Here is a 15896-nt window from a genome sequence, read left to right as displayed (position 1 = left end):
CCAGAGATGAACAAAAAAGCATTTGTTGCCCATTTAAATAAGGGATTTGAACAACTCACATCTGCTTATTTAAACTATACATCTGTTGTATTTACTCGTTCTATCTTATTTGTAGTTGCGGCTACAGTCTTTACGGGCTTGGTACTATTACTTTGGAGAGGAATCATCAATCTATTTTATGGACCAGATATTTTCTTCATTGGAATTTATGAAGTGGACAGCTTTATATTTTATGCGTCTATTTCTCCCATAGTGCAAAGCATGCCTCTATTATTGATTGGATTGTATGCCATTGCCTTAAAATATGACGAAGCCGATAAAAAATTGAGTTTACAAGCCTTGTTGAATAAACTTACACCCAATCATTGGAAGAATTTTGGCATTGCTTTGACAATAATTTTTGTGCTGTCAATTCTTTTCCCTGCCGGTTTTAATCAAGGGCAATTAATGATGGAAACCCCTTTATTTGATGTAGGAAGAAATAACAAATTTGCTATCTGGTTTTTTGGATTAATTGCAATTCCTTTGGCCCTGTCACCATTTTACCTTGCAACCTTGTGTTTTCATTTAGATGATAGGCCATTCAAATTTTTCGATAAGAACCTAATAACACAAATATTTGCCGGGACACTACTTTTCCTGTCTATGAATTTTATCGCAGAAAGCTTGATGAGTCTTATCACCTACATTGTAGTTGCACTGCTTTCAATAGGGTTTGAAGAAGCAAGGCTTTATGGCCTTTTTAGTTCACTTTTGCGTATTTTCCTGAGTTCTTTTGTAGTTGTTGGCTTAGCTAAATCAATGATGACATCAGCAGATGTAGACAACATTCCCAAAACTAAAATACCCGATTCTGATATCCTGGATGATATGACCTAGTCAATGGTCATATTTACTTTGAAATCTCTTATTTCTTGAATAAATTGATTGATTAGCTCATGCTCTTCATCTGACTTAGGTGGAAATGCTTCAGCCACTTTTTTCATAGTTTGAATAAATTCCTCCTTGATCTTTTCTGTCAAATGGTATTTACCTTGCTCAAGTGCCTCCAATGCCCATTTATGGACATCTTCAAATCCAACCTTATCTTTTTGAAGAATATTAAAGATAATCTCCACATACTGGAAATCCATGTCATGGCTAATGCCTTCTTTAACTATTTTATGTAACGCCTCTCTTTCTTCGTACTGAACAATACCATCTGCTTTTGCTACAGCATATGAAAAAATTCCAAGGGCGTAATATAAATTTTGCTTGCTATCCATAATGAATCCTCCTTTTTAGTAAAAATACTGAATTTCAAATTATTGATTACAGTAATCGGCCAATTCTTTAATATACCTTTCACCCCAATGCGAGACAAATCCCATGTCAAGCGCCTTTTGATAATACTTACATGCTTTGCTTTTTTTACCCAGGGCTTTATACAAAATGCCATAATTTCGATAAATCCAATTGTTTTCTGGATTCATCTTTTTGGAGATGTCAAGGTACTTTTTCGCTTTTTTATACTCTCCCAACTTAACATATACATATCCCAAGTTTGAAAAATCATTATATGTATTTGGGATATCATCATCCTCTATCACTTTTAGAATTAACTTCTCAGCCAACTTATATTTTTCAAGTTCTATTAAAATGTATGAATTGTTCAATATTACTACTCTATTTCTTGGATTGATTTCCAACACCTTATCATAGTAAAATTTTGCACTATCATAATCCATTTTTTCCATGTGCAATGTTCCAATTCCCCACAGCATGAACTCTTTTTCTTTATTGGTTGATGCATAAGCCAATCCTATTCTACTGTATTCAATACCCTTGTCGTGCATATGCAAACCACTGTAACAGGTTACCAGATGTTGATAGATTTCAAAATTGGAAGAATCTTTTAGGAGTAATTGATGAAACAGATCTGAGGCTTCTTGGTACTTATTCAAGTTTTGTAAACAAGTTCCCTTTATTAAAAGTGTTTTAAAATGGTCCCCGTCATAAGTCAATATTTTGTCCAGGGCGACTATTGCCGATTCACAATCACGTTTTTCAAGGTGTTTGTTTACCTCATCCATTAATTGAGCAATTTGCTTCTCTTTTTCTTGTGCTAATGAAATTTGAAAAGATAAGACCATTGCCACAAAGGCAAGCATAAGTTTTGGGTTGATCATAAAATTAAAGTTTACCAGCTAAAACAGCTACTAATTTATATTGCTTCTGGTTTCCGTTTTCATCTAAAATAGAAACCAGAATGATGTAAGTTCCAATTTGTGCTTTTTCTCCAGAATCAGCTACGCCATCCCAAGTTATAATGGCTTGGTCTCCTACAAAATAATTGTCTTTTAATAGTCGTATTAATCTTCCTCTATTATCAAATATTTCTACATCCACCACATTGTCATTTCCAGCTGGATCAATAGTAATAGTAAGTACATCCTGGTATCCGTCATTATCAGGTGAAAAAGTAGTTGGATCCAAAGACACATTTCCTTGAGGCGTTGGAGCAAATGTTTGTGAATTCAAATAACCCGGGGTTCCCCACTCAGCATATTCTGCTGCTGTTCTCCAGTTGTCTGGATTATTCATTCCACCGTCATATAATATGCGTTCTAAAGATTTTCCATCTACATCAGAAATTAATTTGAAGTGATAATCTTCATCATAATGGAAAAAATCTATTATACCTGCCCCAGACAACAAATAAACGGTTCCTGAATCATTTGGGTAAGTAGGTAAATCTGCCTCTGTAAAAGTTCCGCTTCCATAAACCGAAAAATCATTGATGACATCCAAAGAATCTTCTGTAATTAACGCATACCCTCCAGGAAGCAAAAGTTTTTGATCAGTAGAAATGGATTTAATATTTGCAACACTGTCATCCCAATTGGCCAGCATCAAATCTTTTAAATCAATTATTTTATCAGATTGATTATACAACTCAATGTAATCTGAACCACCTGTTAATGGATTAAACATTACCTCATTTAAATAAACATCTCCTACTTCAACTGAATCAGGAATTCCCAATTGAATATTTTGACTATTCATTACATTACCCCAACAATCTTGCGCATTTGAAATTGTAAGCGTATAAAGTTGATTTGCTTGAAGAATATCCAGAGTGATGTCAGCACTTTGCAAAGATGCATATGACCAGCTTAATGAATTAATGTTGGGATCAACTGACAATTGCAAACTATAGGTAGTGTCTAACACTTCACTAAAATCAATTAGTACGCTAGTTTCATTAACTACTGTAAAATCAACTACTGATGGAAGAGATGTGTCGTTTTGATCTGTCCACACTGAATTTTGCTCTGCAGGAGTTCCGCCATTTGAATTGACAGAAGCAGCCCAATTTGACGCATCATTGCAAGGTGCATCATTGTGCTTTCTTTCAACTGTCCAACCACCATCTTCTTTGGCAGCATCATGATACCAATCAAGGTTATAAAAAATAGAGTCGATAATAGCACCATACTGATTTTTGATAACAATAGCATCATCAGAATTATTCAAGGAAGGCAAGGATATCTCCGTTGAATTAGGAACGAAAAACTGCAGTGCATCTCCGGTATTAGTTACCAAAACATATTCATCAGGACCCAACAAGTAGCTTCCAAATGTACCTGCAGATGAAGCATCAGAAAGTGTCCAACCATCAAGGTTAATGTATTTGTTAGAACGATTATACAATTCAACAAATTCGGTTTCAGGCAAACCAACAGGCGGAGAAGGATCAGCCATAAACTCTGTGATGATTATGTCATTGTAAACTGCTGAATCAGCAATGAAGAACAAAAAATTCTTGTTTTCAGAAGATGGATTTCCATCAAGATCTTCAATTCCAAAAGTAGAAAGAGTATGTGAAGTGTTGTTATCAAATGCAGCTGTGAAATTAAGGTGTACCAATGATGGATCAGAACCATCTAAAGTTGGTGTAAAAGTACCTGAAGTAGGTCCGGGATTTACAGACCAACTACCCACAGTTTCTGCTATTGTTTGGTTTAATGGCTCAGAAAAGTGAACGTCTACTTGCGTAAAGTTAATTGGAATTACAGTATCAATACTTGGAGGTGTTGCATCCACATACGGATCACCCATATTATCAAAGAAAAACAAAGTAGATCTCGTAGCTGTATACTTACAAAACACACCAAAATTAGCAGTGGTTGTATAAGCTGCGTCTAAAACAGTTCCCTCTGAAATAAAGCTATAATTCCCGGTTGTATCTCTTAACAATTCCCAGTTTCCTAAATTATCTCTAGTAACTCTTACTCTTGCCAGTGCAGGATCATTGTTTAATGAACCGTCTACTCCGTCTATGATTTTGGTAGTTGTTAGACCATCTTGACGGTACAAACTTATTTCGTCAGGCGTACCTCCCATCATCACAAAGTAACCATTTAGGCTAGCCTTTAAATCGGCGTTATCTGAAACTAAATAGATTCTTGCATAATTTGAACTTGATGGATTAAACTCCATTCTCAAATAAAAGTCCCAGGTAGTATTGTCAATATTAGCAGTTGGAATAGATAAATAAGAAGTATCAGCTGCTGCTGGTGCATTTAATTGTAATTCACCAGAAGTATTGACTATGAAATTGCTTGTTTGACCTGTCCAGGTTGGATTAGCAGTAAAGTCTCCGTCTGTAAAATCATCAGAAAACTGCGACCATAGAGTCAAATTAACAGCAAATAATAAAAGTGTTAAACAAAATCGCATGAATCCTTGATTTTAACGCTCTTAAATGTACTATTTTTGTCCCACAATCAAATTAAATTAATATGAAAATAGCAGTAGTAGGTGCTACAGGCCTTGTTGGAGGAGAGATTTTGGATGTTGTTGAAGAATACAATTTACCAGTAGATGAATTGCTTATAGTAGCTTCAAAAAGATCAGTTGGTAAGACATTAACCTATAAGGGAAATACTTATAAGATAATTAGTATTGAAGATGCTATTGAGCAAAAACCTGAAATTGCCATTTTCAGTGCTGGTGGTTCAACATCATTAGAATGGGCACCTAAATTTGCAGAAGTGGGCACTACTGTTATTGATAATTCTTCTGCATGGAGAATGTCACCTGATCACAAATTGATTGTTCCTGAAATCAATGCTGATTTGATTACAGAAAATGATAAAATAATCGCTAATCCTAACTGTTCTACAATTCAGATGGTGATGGTATTAGCTCCATTACACAAAAAGTATAAGATTAAAAGAGTTGTGGTATCTACCTATCAGTCTATTTCAGGTACAGGAATGAAAGCCATCACTCAAATGGAAAATGAGATGAATGAAAGAGAAGGGGAAATGGCTTATCCGTATCCAATTGTAGGTAACTGTTTACCTCATTGTGATGTATTTGAAGATAACGGATACACCAAAGAAGAGATGAAGTTAACGAATGAAACTAAAAAGATTCTTGACCCTTCAATTCAAGTTACAGCTACAGCTGTAAGAGTTCCTGTTTCAGGAGGTCATTCTGAGTCAGTAAACATTGAATTTGAAAATGATTTTGATTTATCTGAAGTTAGACGATTATTACATGAAATGGATGGAGTCGTAGTACAAGATAATCCAGATACAAATACTTATCCAATGCCATTGTATGCTAAGGGTAAAAATGATGTATTTGTAGGAAGAATTAGACGAGATGAAACTCAAGCAAACACACTTAACCTTTGGATTGTAGCAGACAATTTACGAAAAGGAGCAGCAACAAATGCGGTGCAAATTGCAAAATACATTATTGAAAAGCATTTGATTTCGGCTTAATTACAGAAGAATATATCAATAAAAAAGGCCTCATTTAATGAGGCCTTTTTTTATATAAGATCTAGATTTTATTCTTCACTGTATTCTTCGTCTTCTTCTCCTCCGATATTGTCATACACTCTTACATTTGACTTTTCTCTTTCCTTAAGGTATACGACAGACATATCTCTATACTCCATTTCATTGATATCAAAGTCATTCAATTCAGGATTAATCAACCTAATTCCAACTGTAAACATCAATGGCATAATTACCGCATCATCAATAATAATTTGATCAGCCGCAGCATACAATTTATTTCTCTTTTCAGGATCAATTTCTTTTAATGCTTCTTCAAAAGTTGCATCAAATTTTTCACTTGAATACCCAAAGTAATTATTGGCTTTATCTCCACTTTCTGCATTGGTTGAGCTATGGAACAAGTGCAAGAAAGTTGCAGGGTCTGGATAATCCGCTATCCAACCAAATCTCCAGAAATCTAACTCACCTGCCTCTACTTTAGGATACAAATCTGACATTGGCATTGTTTCCAACTTAATTTTAACACCCAAGTTATCTTTTAACATAGCAGTAATAAACTCAGCAATCTTAACGTTCACACCTCCACTTTTATTTAAATAAAGTGTCAGTTCAGGAAAACCTTTACCATTTGGATATCCTGCTTTAGCCATGAATTGCTTTGCCAATTTTGGATCATAGTTAAATCCTTTTACTGATTCATATGGATAGCTTTTCATTGGAGGAACAAATCCGTTGTGTGCAGCAACACCTTCTCCATCCAATACAAACTCAACTAATGAATCTCTGTCAACTGCATAATTGAATGCTTTACGTACGTTAATATCCTTGAATGTTTCACTGGTAAATCTGAATCCGTAATACTGAATATTCAAAGAGTTAACTGATTGTATTTTGAACTCTTTGTTTTTTCCTTCTTTGGCTTCTTCCAAGCTTCCCATAATGTTAGGAATTTCTTCTACCGGCAATCCCCAAACCATGTCAAGCTCATCATTTTTAAAAGCCTCAAGTTCTTCTTTTTTATCCTTGATAAAAGAAACCTCAATTTGAGCAAGGAAAGGCAATTTATTTCCAAACTCATCAACTCTCCAGTAGTTTTCGTTGCGTTTAAACTTTACAATTTTTCCATTAGAAATTTCAGTTGGAATAAAAGGACCCGTACCTACCATGTGTTCATCCATTCCTTCATATCCGTATTTTTCAATAGCCTCATGAGGATAAACAGCCGTTGCTAAAAGTGCTAACATGTCAGGAAAAGAAGCCAATGGATCTTCCAATTTAACTTCTAAGGTATGATCATTTACAACTTTAATTCCTTCAACAGACTTAGCTTTACCACTTTGATAATCCTCTACACCTACAATTACACCTCTGAAAAAGCTATTCCATTTATTAGCTTCGTGATTAGAGCAAACATATTCTAAACAATACTTAAAATCATCTGCAGTAACTTCTCTTCCTTTTCCACCTTCAAAGCACTCATCATCATGGAATTTAATTCCTTTTCTAATGTTAAAAGTGTATTTCGTTTTAGAATTATCGATATCAAAACTTTCAGCCAAAGCCGGAAGTGTTTCTAGCGTTTTTTGGTCAAATCTGAATAAACCTTCGTATACATTACCTGCAATGTGGGTAGAATAAACATCATTTATCCCAACAGGGAAAAGTGAAGTATAATCTTCAATGGAGTTTACTCTTAGTACACCTCCTTTAAATTTTCCTCCTTCAACTTTTACTAATTCATTAGGATCACCTGTACCTTCACCGTCAGAATCACCTGATCCTGAGCAAGAAAACAATAATCCCGCAAAAACTGCATTTAATAAGACTAATTTGACTGGTTTCATCTGGCTAAATTTCGAGATAGCTAATATACAAATTTTATAAACCTACACGTATTTATTGGCTTAGATAGATATTCCTCTTCTCCACGGATTTCTATGAATATATGCATCAGGATTGGTAAATCTCAAAGACAATTCAAAACCACCTCTAAACTTGGATGCCTGGTTCAAACGCGACACATTTACATCATAAGACATTCCTACTGAAAAATGATGTATTCCAATATAAACTTGTGGCACAACAGCATCTAAAACATTCGTAACTCTAATATCAACTCCACCAGTAATAGAAAGTTCATTATTAAATCCCGTAACCTTAGAGCCAGATCTAAATCTGTACTTCCACAATGATCCTAGAAGCACTTCATGTTGTCTTCCTTGAATCATAATATTGGCATTTGGATACCAGTATAAATCTTCATTACCTGTTGCAAATATGGCTGATCCATGCAAAACAAATCTCATTCTAAGCCTTGTTGTATCGCTCATTTCATAACTATATCTTGGCTTATTTATATGAAACACTGCCAAACCAACTTTAGCATCTTGCGGGGCTTTAGCTATTACATTTCTATCATTTTTAGTGTACCAATAACCTACTCCGGCACTGAAATCTGCATATGAAAATCCTTGAAACTCAATTCCTGAACCATTTGTCAAAGTTGGATCAAAATTAAGACCATTGTACTGACTTCCCCATTGCATTTTGGAAGGATCCAATCCGGTTACACCATAGTTTCCTTGAATTCCGAGAGAAAGTCTTGAATTTCTGTTCAATTTTAAGAAAGAAGCAAAAGAAAGTCCTCCGGTAGTATTCCCAATTTCTACATCCCCGGCAACATCTTTAAAAGCTTGGGCACCCAAAGCAAAAAATACCGGAAATCTTGGATCTCCTTTTCCAAATGAAAATTGTAAAGAAGCGCCGTAAGTTCTGAAGGTATTGTTGATTGATTGCCATTGATCTTTCCAATTCAATTCGGCACGTAAATTACCATTGAAAGCACCTAAAAATCCGGGGTTTATTTGATAAAAAGATCTGGTAGTTTGAGAAAAATGAATATCCTGTCCGTTACTGTATAACGGCAAACACAATAGAACTATATATAATATTTTACGCTTCAATTCTTGTACTGTATACTACATATAACAAATAAAGTTACTAATAAGTTACTTGTAAGCATAACGAAAAAAGCCGCACAACAGTTAAGTTATACGGCCTTTTTAATATTGATTAATCAAATTATTTATTGATATCGAAAGTTTCCATGAATTTGGTAGTAAAATTACCCTTTCTAAAACTTTCGTCTTTCATTAATTTTTGATGGAAAGGAATTGTAGTTTTAATTCCTTCAATGAAGTACTCATCAAGTGCACGTTCCATTTTAGTAATTGCTTCTTCTCTTGTTTGTGCAACTGTGATCAATTTTGAAATCATTGAATCATAGTAAGGAGGAATTACATATCCTGCGTAAACATGAGTATCAATTCTAATTCCATGTCCACCCGGCTCGTGATAATCCGTAATTTTTCCTGGACAAGGTCTAAAATCATTAAATGGATCTTCAGCATTGATACGACATTGAATAGCGTGTAATTGTGGGAAGTATTCTTTTCCTTCAATTTTTTCACCAGCAGCTAATTTAATTTGCTCCTTAATCAAGTCATAGTTAATTACTTCTTCTGTAATTGTGTGCTCAACCTGAATTCTGGTATTCATCTCCATGAAGTAGAAGTTTCTGTGTTTGTCCACCAAGAACTCAACAGTACCAACCCCTTCATATTTGATCGCCTTTACAGCCTTAATTGCTGCTCTTCCCATTGCTTTTCTCAGTTTCTGAGTCATAAATGGAGAAGGCACTTCTTCAACTAATTTTTGATGTCTTCTTTGGATTGAACAATCTCTTTCTGACAAGTGACATGCATTTCCAAATTTATCTCCTGCTACTTGAATTTCAATATGACGAGGTTCTTCAATGAATTTCTCCATGTACATTCCGTCATTTGCAAAAGACGTCTTCGCTTCTTTTCTAGCAGATTCCCATGCATCTTCTAATTCCTCTTCTTTCCAAACTACTCTCATTCCTTTACCACCACCACCGGCGGTAGCTTTAAGCATAATAGGATATCCAACTTCTTTAGCAGTTTTCTTAGCGTCCGGAAGGTCTTTTAACAAACCTTTTGAACCAGGTATACAAGGTACACCCGCTTTTTCCATTGTTGCTTTAGCAGTTGCTTTGTCTCCCATAGATTCAATCATCTCTGGTGAAGCTCCGATAAATTTGATTCCGTTTTCAGCACAAATTCTAGAGAAATTGGCATTTTCAGACAAGAAACCATATCCAGGATGCACTGCATCTGCGTTAGTAATTTCGCAAGCTGCGATAATTTTCGGAATGTCCAAATAAGAATCCGAACTTTGAGGAGGTCCGATACAAACTGCTTCGTCTGCAAATCTAACATGCAAACTATCTCTGTCAGCTGTAGAGTAAACAGCAACAGTTTTAATACCCATTTCTTTACAAGTTCTAAGAACTCTCAGGGCAATCTCACCTCTATTGGCTATTAGTATTTTATCAAACATAAAATTATGTTTTGTTTATTACTAGTTTATTTTTTTCTGATGTATTTCACCTCACCTGTTGAATAAAAAAAGCTGTGTTGCATATTAGCTTCTACAAACGATTTCAATTCAGCTGATGAGTTAAATTTTTCATCAATGTTTTCTGTCACTTCATACAAAGTAAGATCATCATTTTCCATTTCTATTTTGTACAAGTAAAACGAATTGGTTTCCTTAATACTTTGCACATTTAGAAAGGTGTTTTCTCCTACTGTTGAAGTGTGCATTTGGTAAAATTTTTCCTTATATGAGCTATCGTGAGAGCTGTAATTGTATTCAACAATGTTATAGTAAACCTTGTCTTTTTTGTCAACTTTCACATAAGTAGGATTTTTGAATTCTAATTGCGAAGTAGCAATCCATTCACCAATCAACTTTTTATTCACTTTCTCTTCTGCAGGAGAAATAGGAACGGTTGATTTGTAAGGGCAAGCAGTGAGCACAAACATCAAAGATGCCATGCTTCCTAATCTCAGTAGATTTTTCCTGCTCATCTTAACTTAAGGTGAATGATAAAAAATCCTTGCTCTATTAAGCAGGTTCTACCAAGAACAATGGTTGATCGTACTCAATTGGAGTGGTATCGTCAACTAAAACTTTAACGATTTTACCAGCAACCTCAGATTCGATCTCATTGAACAATTTCATTGCTTCAACAATACAAAGAACGTCTCCAGGTTTGATTGTATCTCCAACATTAACAAATGCAGGTTTTTCTGGAGCACTTTTTCTATAGAAAGTTCCAATCATTGGCGACTTGATTTCGATCAAGTTGCTAGATGCAGGAGTTTCTGCTGCTTCAGTTGCGGCAGGAGTTTCTGCTGCAACCGGTGCTGCTTGTGTTGTTACTTGAGGAGCAGCAACTTGTTGAGGCGCAGCCATAACAGGTTGTTGAACAACTACGTGCTCTCCTATTTGATCAGTTTTAATTGTAATCTTAAAATCACCTTGCTCAATTGCAACTTCAGTAACTCCAGATTTTGATACGAATTTGATCAGATTTTGAATTTCCTTAATGTCCATAATCTATTATTAGGTTCGTGTATTTAGTAAGCCCATTTCAGATAAACAGATCCCCATGTGAATCCACCTCCGAAAGCAGCTAAAATTATGTTATCTCCTTTTTTCAATTTATCTTCCCACTCCCACAACAACAATGGAATTGTTCCAGCGGTAGTGTTTCCAAATTTTTCAATATTAATCATGATTTTGCTATGATCTAAGCCCATTCTGTTCGCAGTGGCGTCGATAATTCTCAAGTTAGCTTGATGAGGAGCTAACCATGCAATATCATCTGCTGTAAGATTGTTTCTATCCATGATATCCACAGCTACCTGAGCCATGTTTTTTACAGCATGTTTAAAAACTGTTTTTCCTTCTTGATAAACATATTGTCCATCAGATTCAGCATTTTCTTTAGTGATTGGCTCAAGAGAACCTCCAATTTGTTGCAATAAAAATTCTCTTCCGGCTCCATCAGATCTCATAATTGAATCCTGAATTCCTAAACCATCTTCTGAAGGCTCAAGAAGTACTCCTCCTCCACCATCTCCGAAAATGATACAAGTTGCACGGTCTTTATAATTGATAATACTAGACATAACGTCTGCACCAATTACTATGATCTTTTTATGCGTTCCATTCTCAATGTAGTTTTTACCAATATCCAAAGCATAAAGAAAACCTGAACATGCAGCTGAAAGATCAAATCCCCATGCATTAGTCATTCCCATTTTATCAGTAATTACATTGGCTGTACTTGGAAATCTGTAATCTCCGGTAATAGATCCGACAATAACCATATCGATATCTTCCGGAGTAATTCCGCGCTTTTTAAGAATACCTTTGCAAATTTCAACTCCGAAATCTGACAATGCTTGCCCTTTTTCGGCGATTCTTCTTTCTTTTATTCCTGTTCTGGTTGTAATCCACTCGTCGTTGGTGTCAACCATTTTTTCCAAATCCTGGTTTGATAAAACCCTATCTGGCACATATCCGTGAACAGCAGTAATAGCCGCGGTAGTTTTTGTCATCTTTTAGTTTAATCTTTTTGCTGTAGACTATTTTTGGGTTTAGTCAACAATTAAAATAGGGGCTAAATTTATCAAAAAAATGAGCACAAAATGATAGAAAAAGTCAAATCTGTGTCAAAAATGAATAAAAATCGTCCGATTTTGCCTATTTCAGTGATTTAAAAAAAATCTCGCCTATGTATAAAAAAAGGACAATTCCGCATAAACGGAATCATCCTTTAAAATACAATTGTGCTGTTATATTATTATACAGCAAGTTCTTTTTCCATCACTACTTTACCTTTATAGTAAAGTTTACCCTCATGCCAAAAAGCTCTGTGATAAAGGTGAGGCTGTCCTGTAGTTGGGCAAGTTGAGATATTGTCTGCAACTGCTTTTACATGTGTTCTTCTTTTGTCTCTTCTCGTTTTCGAGATCTTTCTCTTAGGATGTGCCATTTTATTCAGCTTTAAGACGCCGGAAAATTCCTTTGTCTAATTTATTATCTATTTTACTTTTTCAATTTTTTTAACGCTTCCCATCTCGGATCTGTTTCATCTTCACCGGATGTATCTTCTTCTTCAGCAACTTCTTCATCCATCTCCTCAAGCAGGTACTCGTCCATTTTTTCAAGCATTTCCGGATCACACTGTCCTTCTGGATGAACTCTTCTGTTTGGTAAACTCAATACGGTTAATTCGTAAATCGGTTGCGTAATATCTATTTCAACCTCTCCAAACGGAATTAAAATAATCTTTTCATCATCAGAATCTCCATCTCCAAACTTATAAATGAGTTCGTCAGACGTGTTCACCTCTTGCCAGTAGTTATCTGTGCATTTATCACACATGATTTCTACTTTACCGGAGATTTGAAAGTTTAGTATAAGCATATTGGGTTTCTTTTCCAATGCCAGCTTAACTTCTAAATCTGCCCTAGAGATTTCAGTATAATCAAGTTGCTCAAAGAACGCATCCCCAATTTGAAAGTCGTAATGATGAAGACCGTCGCTCAATCCAGAGAATTGTATCAAAAGGTCCTTCTTCATATCCTTTTCAAATTAAGTCCTACCTTACATAAAATCTGAGATCTGAATCACCAGCCTCTTCATTTTTGGCAGATAGGGGGCGCAAAGATAACTATAAAAATTAAATCAACAAACGTTATTTCTTAGTAGTTTGTTTTTCTAGCGGATTTTTATGCAATTCATCATATCGCATTCTTCTTCTATGGACATCACAAGCTAAAAAATAAGCATTTCTAAATGACCTTTCAGAAGCCCTATTTTTCCCAGCAATATCATAGGCTGTACCGTGATCAGGAGATGTTCTTACAATTGGTAAACCAGCTGTATAATTCACTCCTTCATCAAATGAAATTGATTTAAAACCAGTCAATCCCTGATCGTGATACATTGATAAAATTGCATCAAAAATCTTAACATTTGATGAGCCAAAAAATCCATCTGCAGAATAAGAACCGTAAATTAACTCCCCTTCATCTCTTAATTTTGAGATTACAGGATTAATAATCTCTAACTCTTCCTGGCCAATTGTTCCTCTGTCTCCAGCATGAGGGTTAAGTCCTAAAACCGCAATTCTTGGCTTAGGAATAAGAAAGTCTTTCCTCAATGAATCCAACATCATTCTCAGCTTCTTTTCAACAGCCTCTTCAGTAATTAATGAAGGAACATCTTTAAGGGGAACATGTCCTGTTACCACACCTACTCTCAAATCTCCAGCGATCATAAACATCAAAACATCCTCTTGATTATTCATGTGCGCCAAATATTCAGTGTGACCTGCAAATTCAAAACCTGCCTCTCTAACACAATCTTTATTAATTGGGGCAGTAACCAAAACGTCAATTTTTCCTTCTTTAAGATCTTTTGTGGCTGCTTCTAACGACAACAAAGCATATTTTCCTCCGTTGGCATTTTTCTCGCCCAAAATAATCTTAACTTCTTCTTTCCAACAATTGATCACGTTGATTTTCTTAGGCTTTGCTTCTTCAGCATTTTTAACTGCTAAAAAGTTAAACTCCTCTATCTGAACAGCTTCTTTTTTATGGAAACTAACAGCCTTTGATGAACCATAAATTATAGGAATTGAATTTTCATAAACTTTAGTGTCTTGTAAAGTTTTAATGATTACTTCTAATCCAACTCCATTGATATCTCCAACGGTAATTCCTACCCTTATTAAATCGTTACTCATTTATTTGGCCTTTCTTTTAAGGAATTCAACCAACAACCTAACTGCGGTTCCTGTTCCGCCAGCCGGATTATAACCTTTTTCAGATAAAATAAAAGATGGTCCTGCAATATCCAAGTGTATATAAGGAGATGAGGTAAAGTTTTCTAAAAATTTACCTGCCGTAATCATACCGGCTTCAGCACCTCCCAAGTTTTTTAAATCTGCTATTTTGGATTTCATTTCATCACCATATTCTCTCCAAAATGGAAAGCTGGCTATTCTATCAAAAGTGTGGTTTCCTGCTTCTTCTAATAAATCCAATTCAGCTTTATCTGCATTTCCCATCACAACTGAAGCATGAACTCCAATTGCGCGAGCAGCAGCACCGGTCAAAGTAGCAGCATCAATTACTAATTCAGGTTTAAATTTATCTGAATAAGCCAAAGCATCTGCTAATGCCATTCTACCTTCAGCATCCGTATTTAAAACCTCAACTGTCATTCCGTTAAACATGGTGATGATATCTCCGGGAGCGTATGCATTACCTCCGGGTCTATTATCCGTAGCCGGAATTAAGGTGATCACATGTATTGGAAGATTCAATTTAGCAACAGCATAAATTGTCGCCGCCATTGCTGCTCCACCTGCCATATCACACTTCATCATATCCATTGAATTAGCAGTAGGTTTTAAACTCAAACCTCCGGTATCATAAACGATACCTTTACCAACCAAAACAATTGGTTTTTTATTGGTCACCTTTTTAGGCTTCCATTCCATAATTGTAAAAGTAGGAGGGTCTATTGAACCTTTATTTACAGCCAACAATCCACCCATTTTTAGGCTTTCAATTTTAGCTTTTTCAAGTACCTCAACTTTTACACCTGAATCTTTACATTTTTCTACAATATCTGCACTGAATTGTGAAGCTGTCAAGTATGAAACCGGCTCATTAACTAAGGTTCTGGCCCAATTAGTGGCTTCAACAATGTGCATTACTGTGTTCAAATCTGCTTTTTGATTTGTAGTATACACCGCTTTAAGCTTGTTCTCTTTCTTTTTTGAAAGGTATTTATCAAACTTATAAGCACTCAAAGCAAACCCCTCAACAAACAATTCAATAGCTTCTTTTGAAGGGCTTTCTACTTGGATATCGTCACAATGATTTGCTAAACTTTTGTAAACCTGAGCACCAAATTTTCTAATTTCATCTCTATCATAAGCATCTGCTAGTTTACCAATTTTCATAGCGCCTATTCCACTACCCATAGATTGTTCCACGAACTTGCCATCTTTCAATTGATCTTCAACGTATGAAGAAGCCTTTTTAGTAAGATTATATGACTCAATCTCTTTGGCTTTTTTCAGTAGATAAATAGTGTTATTACTCTTAGATTTTTGTTGTATTTCAGCTTGTATGTGCATGTATT

Annotated in this window: 15 protein-coding genes; 2 read left to right on the top strand and 13 right to left on the bottom strand. The window is 35.3% G+C overall.

What is annotated here, in order from left to right; all coding sequences use genetic code 11:
• The first annotated feature begins 6 nt into the window (after positions 1 to 6).
• Positions 7 to 879 (top strand): hypothetical protein, encoded by an 873-nt coding sequence (locus K6119_RS14090; protein WP_221832710.1) that lies wholly within the window; start codon positions 7 to 9, stop codon positions 877 to 879.
• On the opposite strand, the gene K6119_RS14085 is transcribed toward K6119_RS14090, so the two are convergent.
• Genes K6119_RS14085 through K6119_RS14075 form a run of 3 tightly spaced genes read right to left on the bottom strand, consistent with a single transcriptional unit; the run spans position 876 to position 4722 of the window.
• The gene (locus K6119_RS14085; RefSeq protein WP_221832709.1) at positions 876 to 1265 is read right to left on the bottom strand and encodes a hypothetical protein; all 390 of its coding nucleotides are present in this window, start codon (positions 1263 to 1265) and stop codon (positions 876 to 878) included. The two genes, K6119_RS14090 and K6119_RS14085, sit on opposite strands and share 4 nt — an antisense overlap.
• Before the next feature lie 39 nt (positions 1266 to 1304).
• Positions 1305 to 2168, bottom strand: a complete 864-nt coding sequence (locus K6119_RS14080; protein ID WP_221832708.1) for a tetratricopeptide repeat protein — start codon at positions 2166 to 2168, stop codon at positions 1305 to 1307.
• 4 nt (positions 2169 to 2172) lie between these two features.
• Positions 2173 to 4722: a lamin tail domain-containing protein gene (locus K6119_RS14075; protein ID WP_221832707.1), complete on the bottom strand. Its 2550-nt coding sequence runs from the start codon at positions 4720 to 4722 to the stop codon at positions 2173 to 2175.
• 62 nt (positions 4723 to 4784) lie between these two features.
• Between K6119_RS14075 and K6119_RS14070 the strand changes: the two genes are divergently transcribed.
• Positions 4785 to 5777, top strand: coding sequence for an aspartate-semialdehyde dehydrogenase (locus K6119_RS14070; RefSeq protein ID WP_221832706.1), 993 nt, complete (start codon positions 4785 to 4787; stop codon positions 5775 to 5777).
• A gap of 68 nt (positions 5778 to 5845) precedes the next feature.
• Here K6119_RS14070 and K6119_RS14065 read toward each other — a convergent pair whose 3' ends face one another.
• The 10 genes from K6119_RS14065 to K6119_RS14020 form a co-directional block, all read right to left on the bottom strand.
• Positions 5846 to 7642 carry a peptide ABC transporter substrate-binding protein gene (locus K6119_RS14065; protein ID WP_221832705.1) on the bottom strand — a complete coding sequence of 599 codons (1797 nt, stop codon included), beginning with the start codon at positions 7640 to 7642 and terminating at the stop codon, positions 5846 to 5848.
• A 60-nt stretch (positions 7643 to 7702) separates the two neighbouring features.
• The gene (locus tag K6119_RS14060; RefSeq protein WP_221832704.1) at positions 7703 to 8761 is read right to left on the bottom strand and encodes a PorP/SprF family type IX secretion system membrane protein; all 1059 of its coding nucleotides are present in this window, start codon (positions 8759 to 8761) and stop codon (positions 7703 to 7705) included.
• A gap of 118 nt (positions 8762 to 8879) precedes the next feature.
• Positions 8880 to 10220, bottom strand: coding sequence for an acetyl-CoA carboxylase biotin carboxylase subunit (gene accC, locus K6119_RS14055; protein WP_221832703.1), 1341 nt, complete (start codon positions 10218 to 10220; stop codon positions 8880 to 8882).
• Positions 10221 to 10246: 26 nt separating this feature from the next.
• Entirely contained in the window at positions 10247 to 10753 is a 507-nt protein-coding gene (locus tag K6119_RS14050) for a hypothetical protein (RefSeq protein ID WP_221832702.1), read from the bottom strand.
• Positions 10754 to 10790: 37 nt separating this feature from the next.
• On the bottom strand, positions 10791 to 11282 hold the full coding sequence (gene accB / locus K6119_RS14045; RefSeq protein ID WP_221832701.1) for an acetyl-CoA carboxylase biotin carboxyl carrier protein: 492 nt from the start codon (positions 11280 to 11282) through the stop codon (positions 10791 to 10793).
• A gap of 23 nt (positions 11283 to 11305) precedes the next feature.
• Positions 11306 to 12292 (bottom strand): beta-ketoacyl-ACP synthase III, encoded by a 987-nt coding sequence (locus K6119_RS14040; RefSeq protein WP_221832700.1) that lies wholly within the window; start codon positions 12290 to 12292, stop codon positions 11306 to 11308.
• Between the two features lie 245 nt (positions 12293 to 12537).
• Positions 12538 to 12729 (bottom strand): 50S ribosomal protein L32, encoded by a 192-nt coding sequence (gene rpmF, locus K6119_RS14035; protein WP_221832699.1) that lies wholly within the window; start codon positions 12727 to 12729, stop codon positions 12538 to 12540.
• 53 nt (positions 12730 to 12782) lie between these two features.
• Complete coding sequence (locus K6119_RS14030; protein WP_221832698.1) at positions 12783 to 13319, bottom strand: YceD family protein; 537 nt, start codon at positions 13317 to 13319, stop codon at positions 12783 to 12785.
• 115 nt (positions 13320 to 13434) lie between these two features.
• A complete protein-coding gene (gene pdxA, locus K6119_RS14025) occupies positions 13435 to 14487 on the bottom strand; it encodes a 4-hydroxythreonine-4-phosphate dehydrogenase PdxA (RefSeq protein ID WP_221832697.1) in 1053 nt (350 codons plus the stop codon).
• Positions 14488 to 15891: a leucyl aminopeptidase family protein gene (locus tag K6119_RS14020; RefSeq protein WP_221832696.1), complete on the bottom strand. Its 1404-nt coding sequence runs from the start codon at positions 15889 to 15891 to the stop codon at positions 14488 to 14490. It lies immediately after the preceding gene.
• Positions 15892 to 15896: the final 5 nt, after the last annotated feature.

The sequence above is a fragment of the Paracrocinitomix mangrovi genome (assembly GCF_019740355.2).
Lineage (GTDB): Bacteria > Bacteroidota > Bacteroidia > Flavobacteriales_D > Crocinitomicaceae > Paracrocinitomix > Paracrocinitomix mangrovi.
This window is presented reverse-complemented; position numbering and strand designations above follow the sequence as displayed.

Coding starts and splice junctions, on each gene's coding strand:
- K6119_RS14090 (WP_221832710.1), top strand. CDS start 7: ATGAACAAAAAAGCATTTGTTGCCCATTTAAATAAGGGATTTGAACAA.
- K6119_RS14085 (WP_221832709.1), bottom strand. CDS start 1,265: ATGGATAGCAAGCAAAATTTATATTACGCCCTTGGAATTTTTTCATAT.
- K6119_RS14080 (WP_221832708.1), bottom strand. CDS start 2,168: ATGATCAACCCAAAACTTATGCTTGCCTTTGTGGCAATGGTCTTATCT.
- K6119_RS14075 (WP_221832707.1), bottom strand. CDS start 4,722: ATGCGATTTTGTTTAACACTTTTATTATTTGCTGTTAATTTGACTCTA.
- K6119_RS14070 (WP_221832706.1), top strand. CDS start 4,785: ATGAAAATAGCAGTAGTAGGTGCTACAGGCCTTGTTGGAGGAGAGATT.
- K6119_RS14065 (WP_221832705.1), bottom strand. CDS start 7,642: ATGAAACCAGTCAAATTAGTCTTATTAAATGCAGTTTTTGCGGGATTA.
- accC (WP_221832703.1), bottom strand. CDS start 10,220: ATGTTTGATAAAATACTAATAGCCAATAGAGGTGAGATTGCCCTGAGA.
- K6119_RS14050 (WP_221832702.1), bottom strand. CDS start 10,753: ATGAGCAGGAAAAATCTACTGAGATTAGGAAGCATGGCATCTTTGATG.
- accB (WP_221832701.1), bottom strand. CDS start 11,282: ATGGACATTAAGGAAATTCAAAATCTGATCAAATTCGTATCAAAATCT.
- K6119_RS14040 (WP_221832700.1), bottom strand. CDS start 12,292: ATGACAAAAACTACCGCGGCTATTACTGCTGTTCACGGATATGTGCCA.
- rpmF (WP_221832699.1), bottom strand. CDS start 12,729: ATGGCACATCCTAAGAGAAAGATCTCGAAAACGAGAAGAGACAAAAGA.
- K6119_RS14030 (WP_221832698.1), bottom strand. CDS start 13,319: ATGAAGAAGGACCTTTTGATACAATTCTCTGGATTGAGCGACGGTCTT.
- pdxA (WP_221832697.1), bottom strand. CDS start 14,487: ATGAGTAACGATTTAATAAGGGTAGGAATTACCGTTGGAGATATCAAT.
- K6119_RS14020 (WP_221832696.1), bottom strand. CDS start 15,891: ATGCACATACAAGCTGAAATACAACAAAAATCTAAGAGTAATAACACT.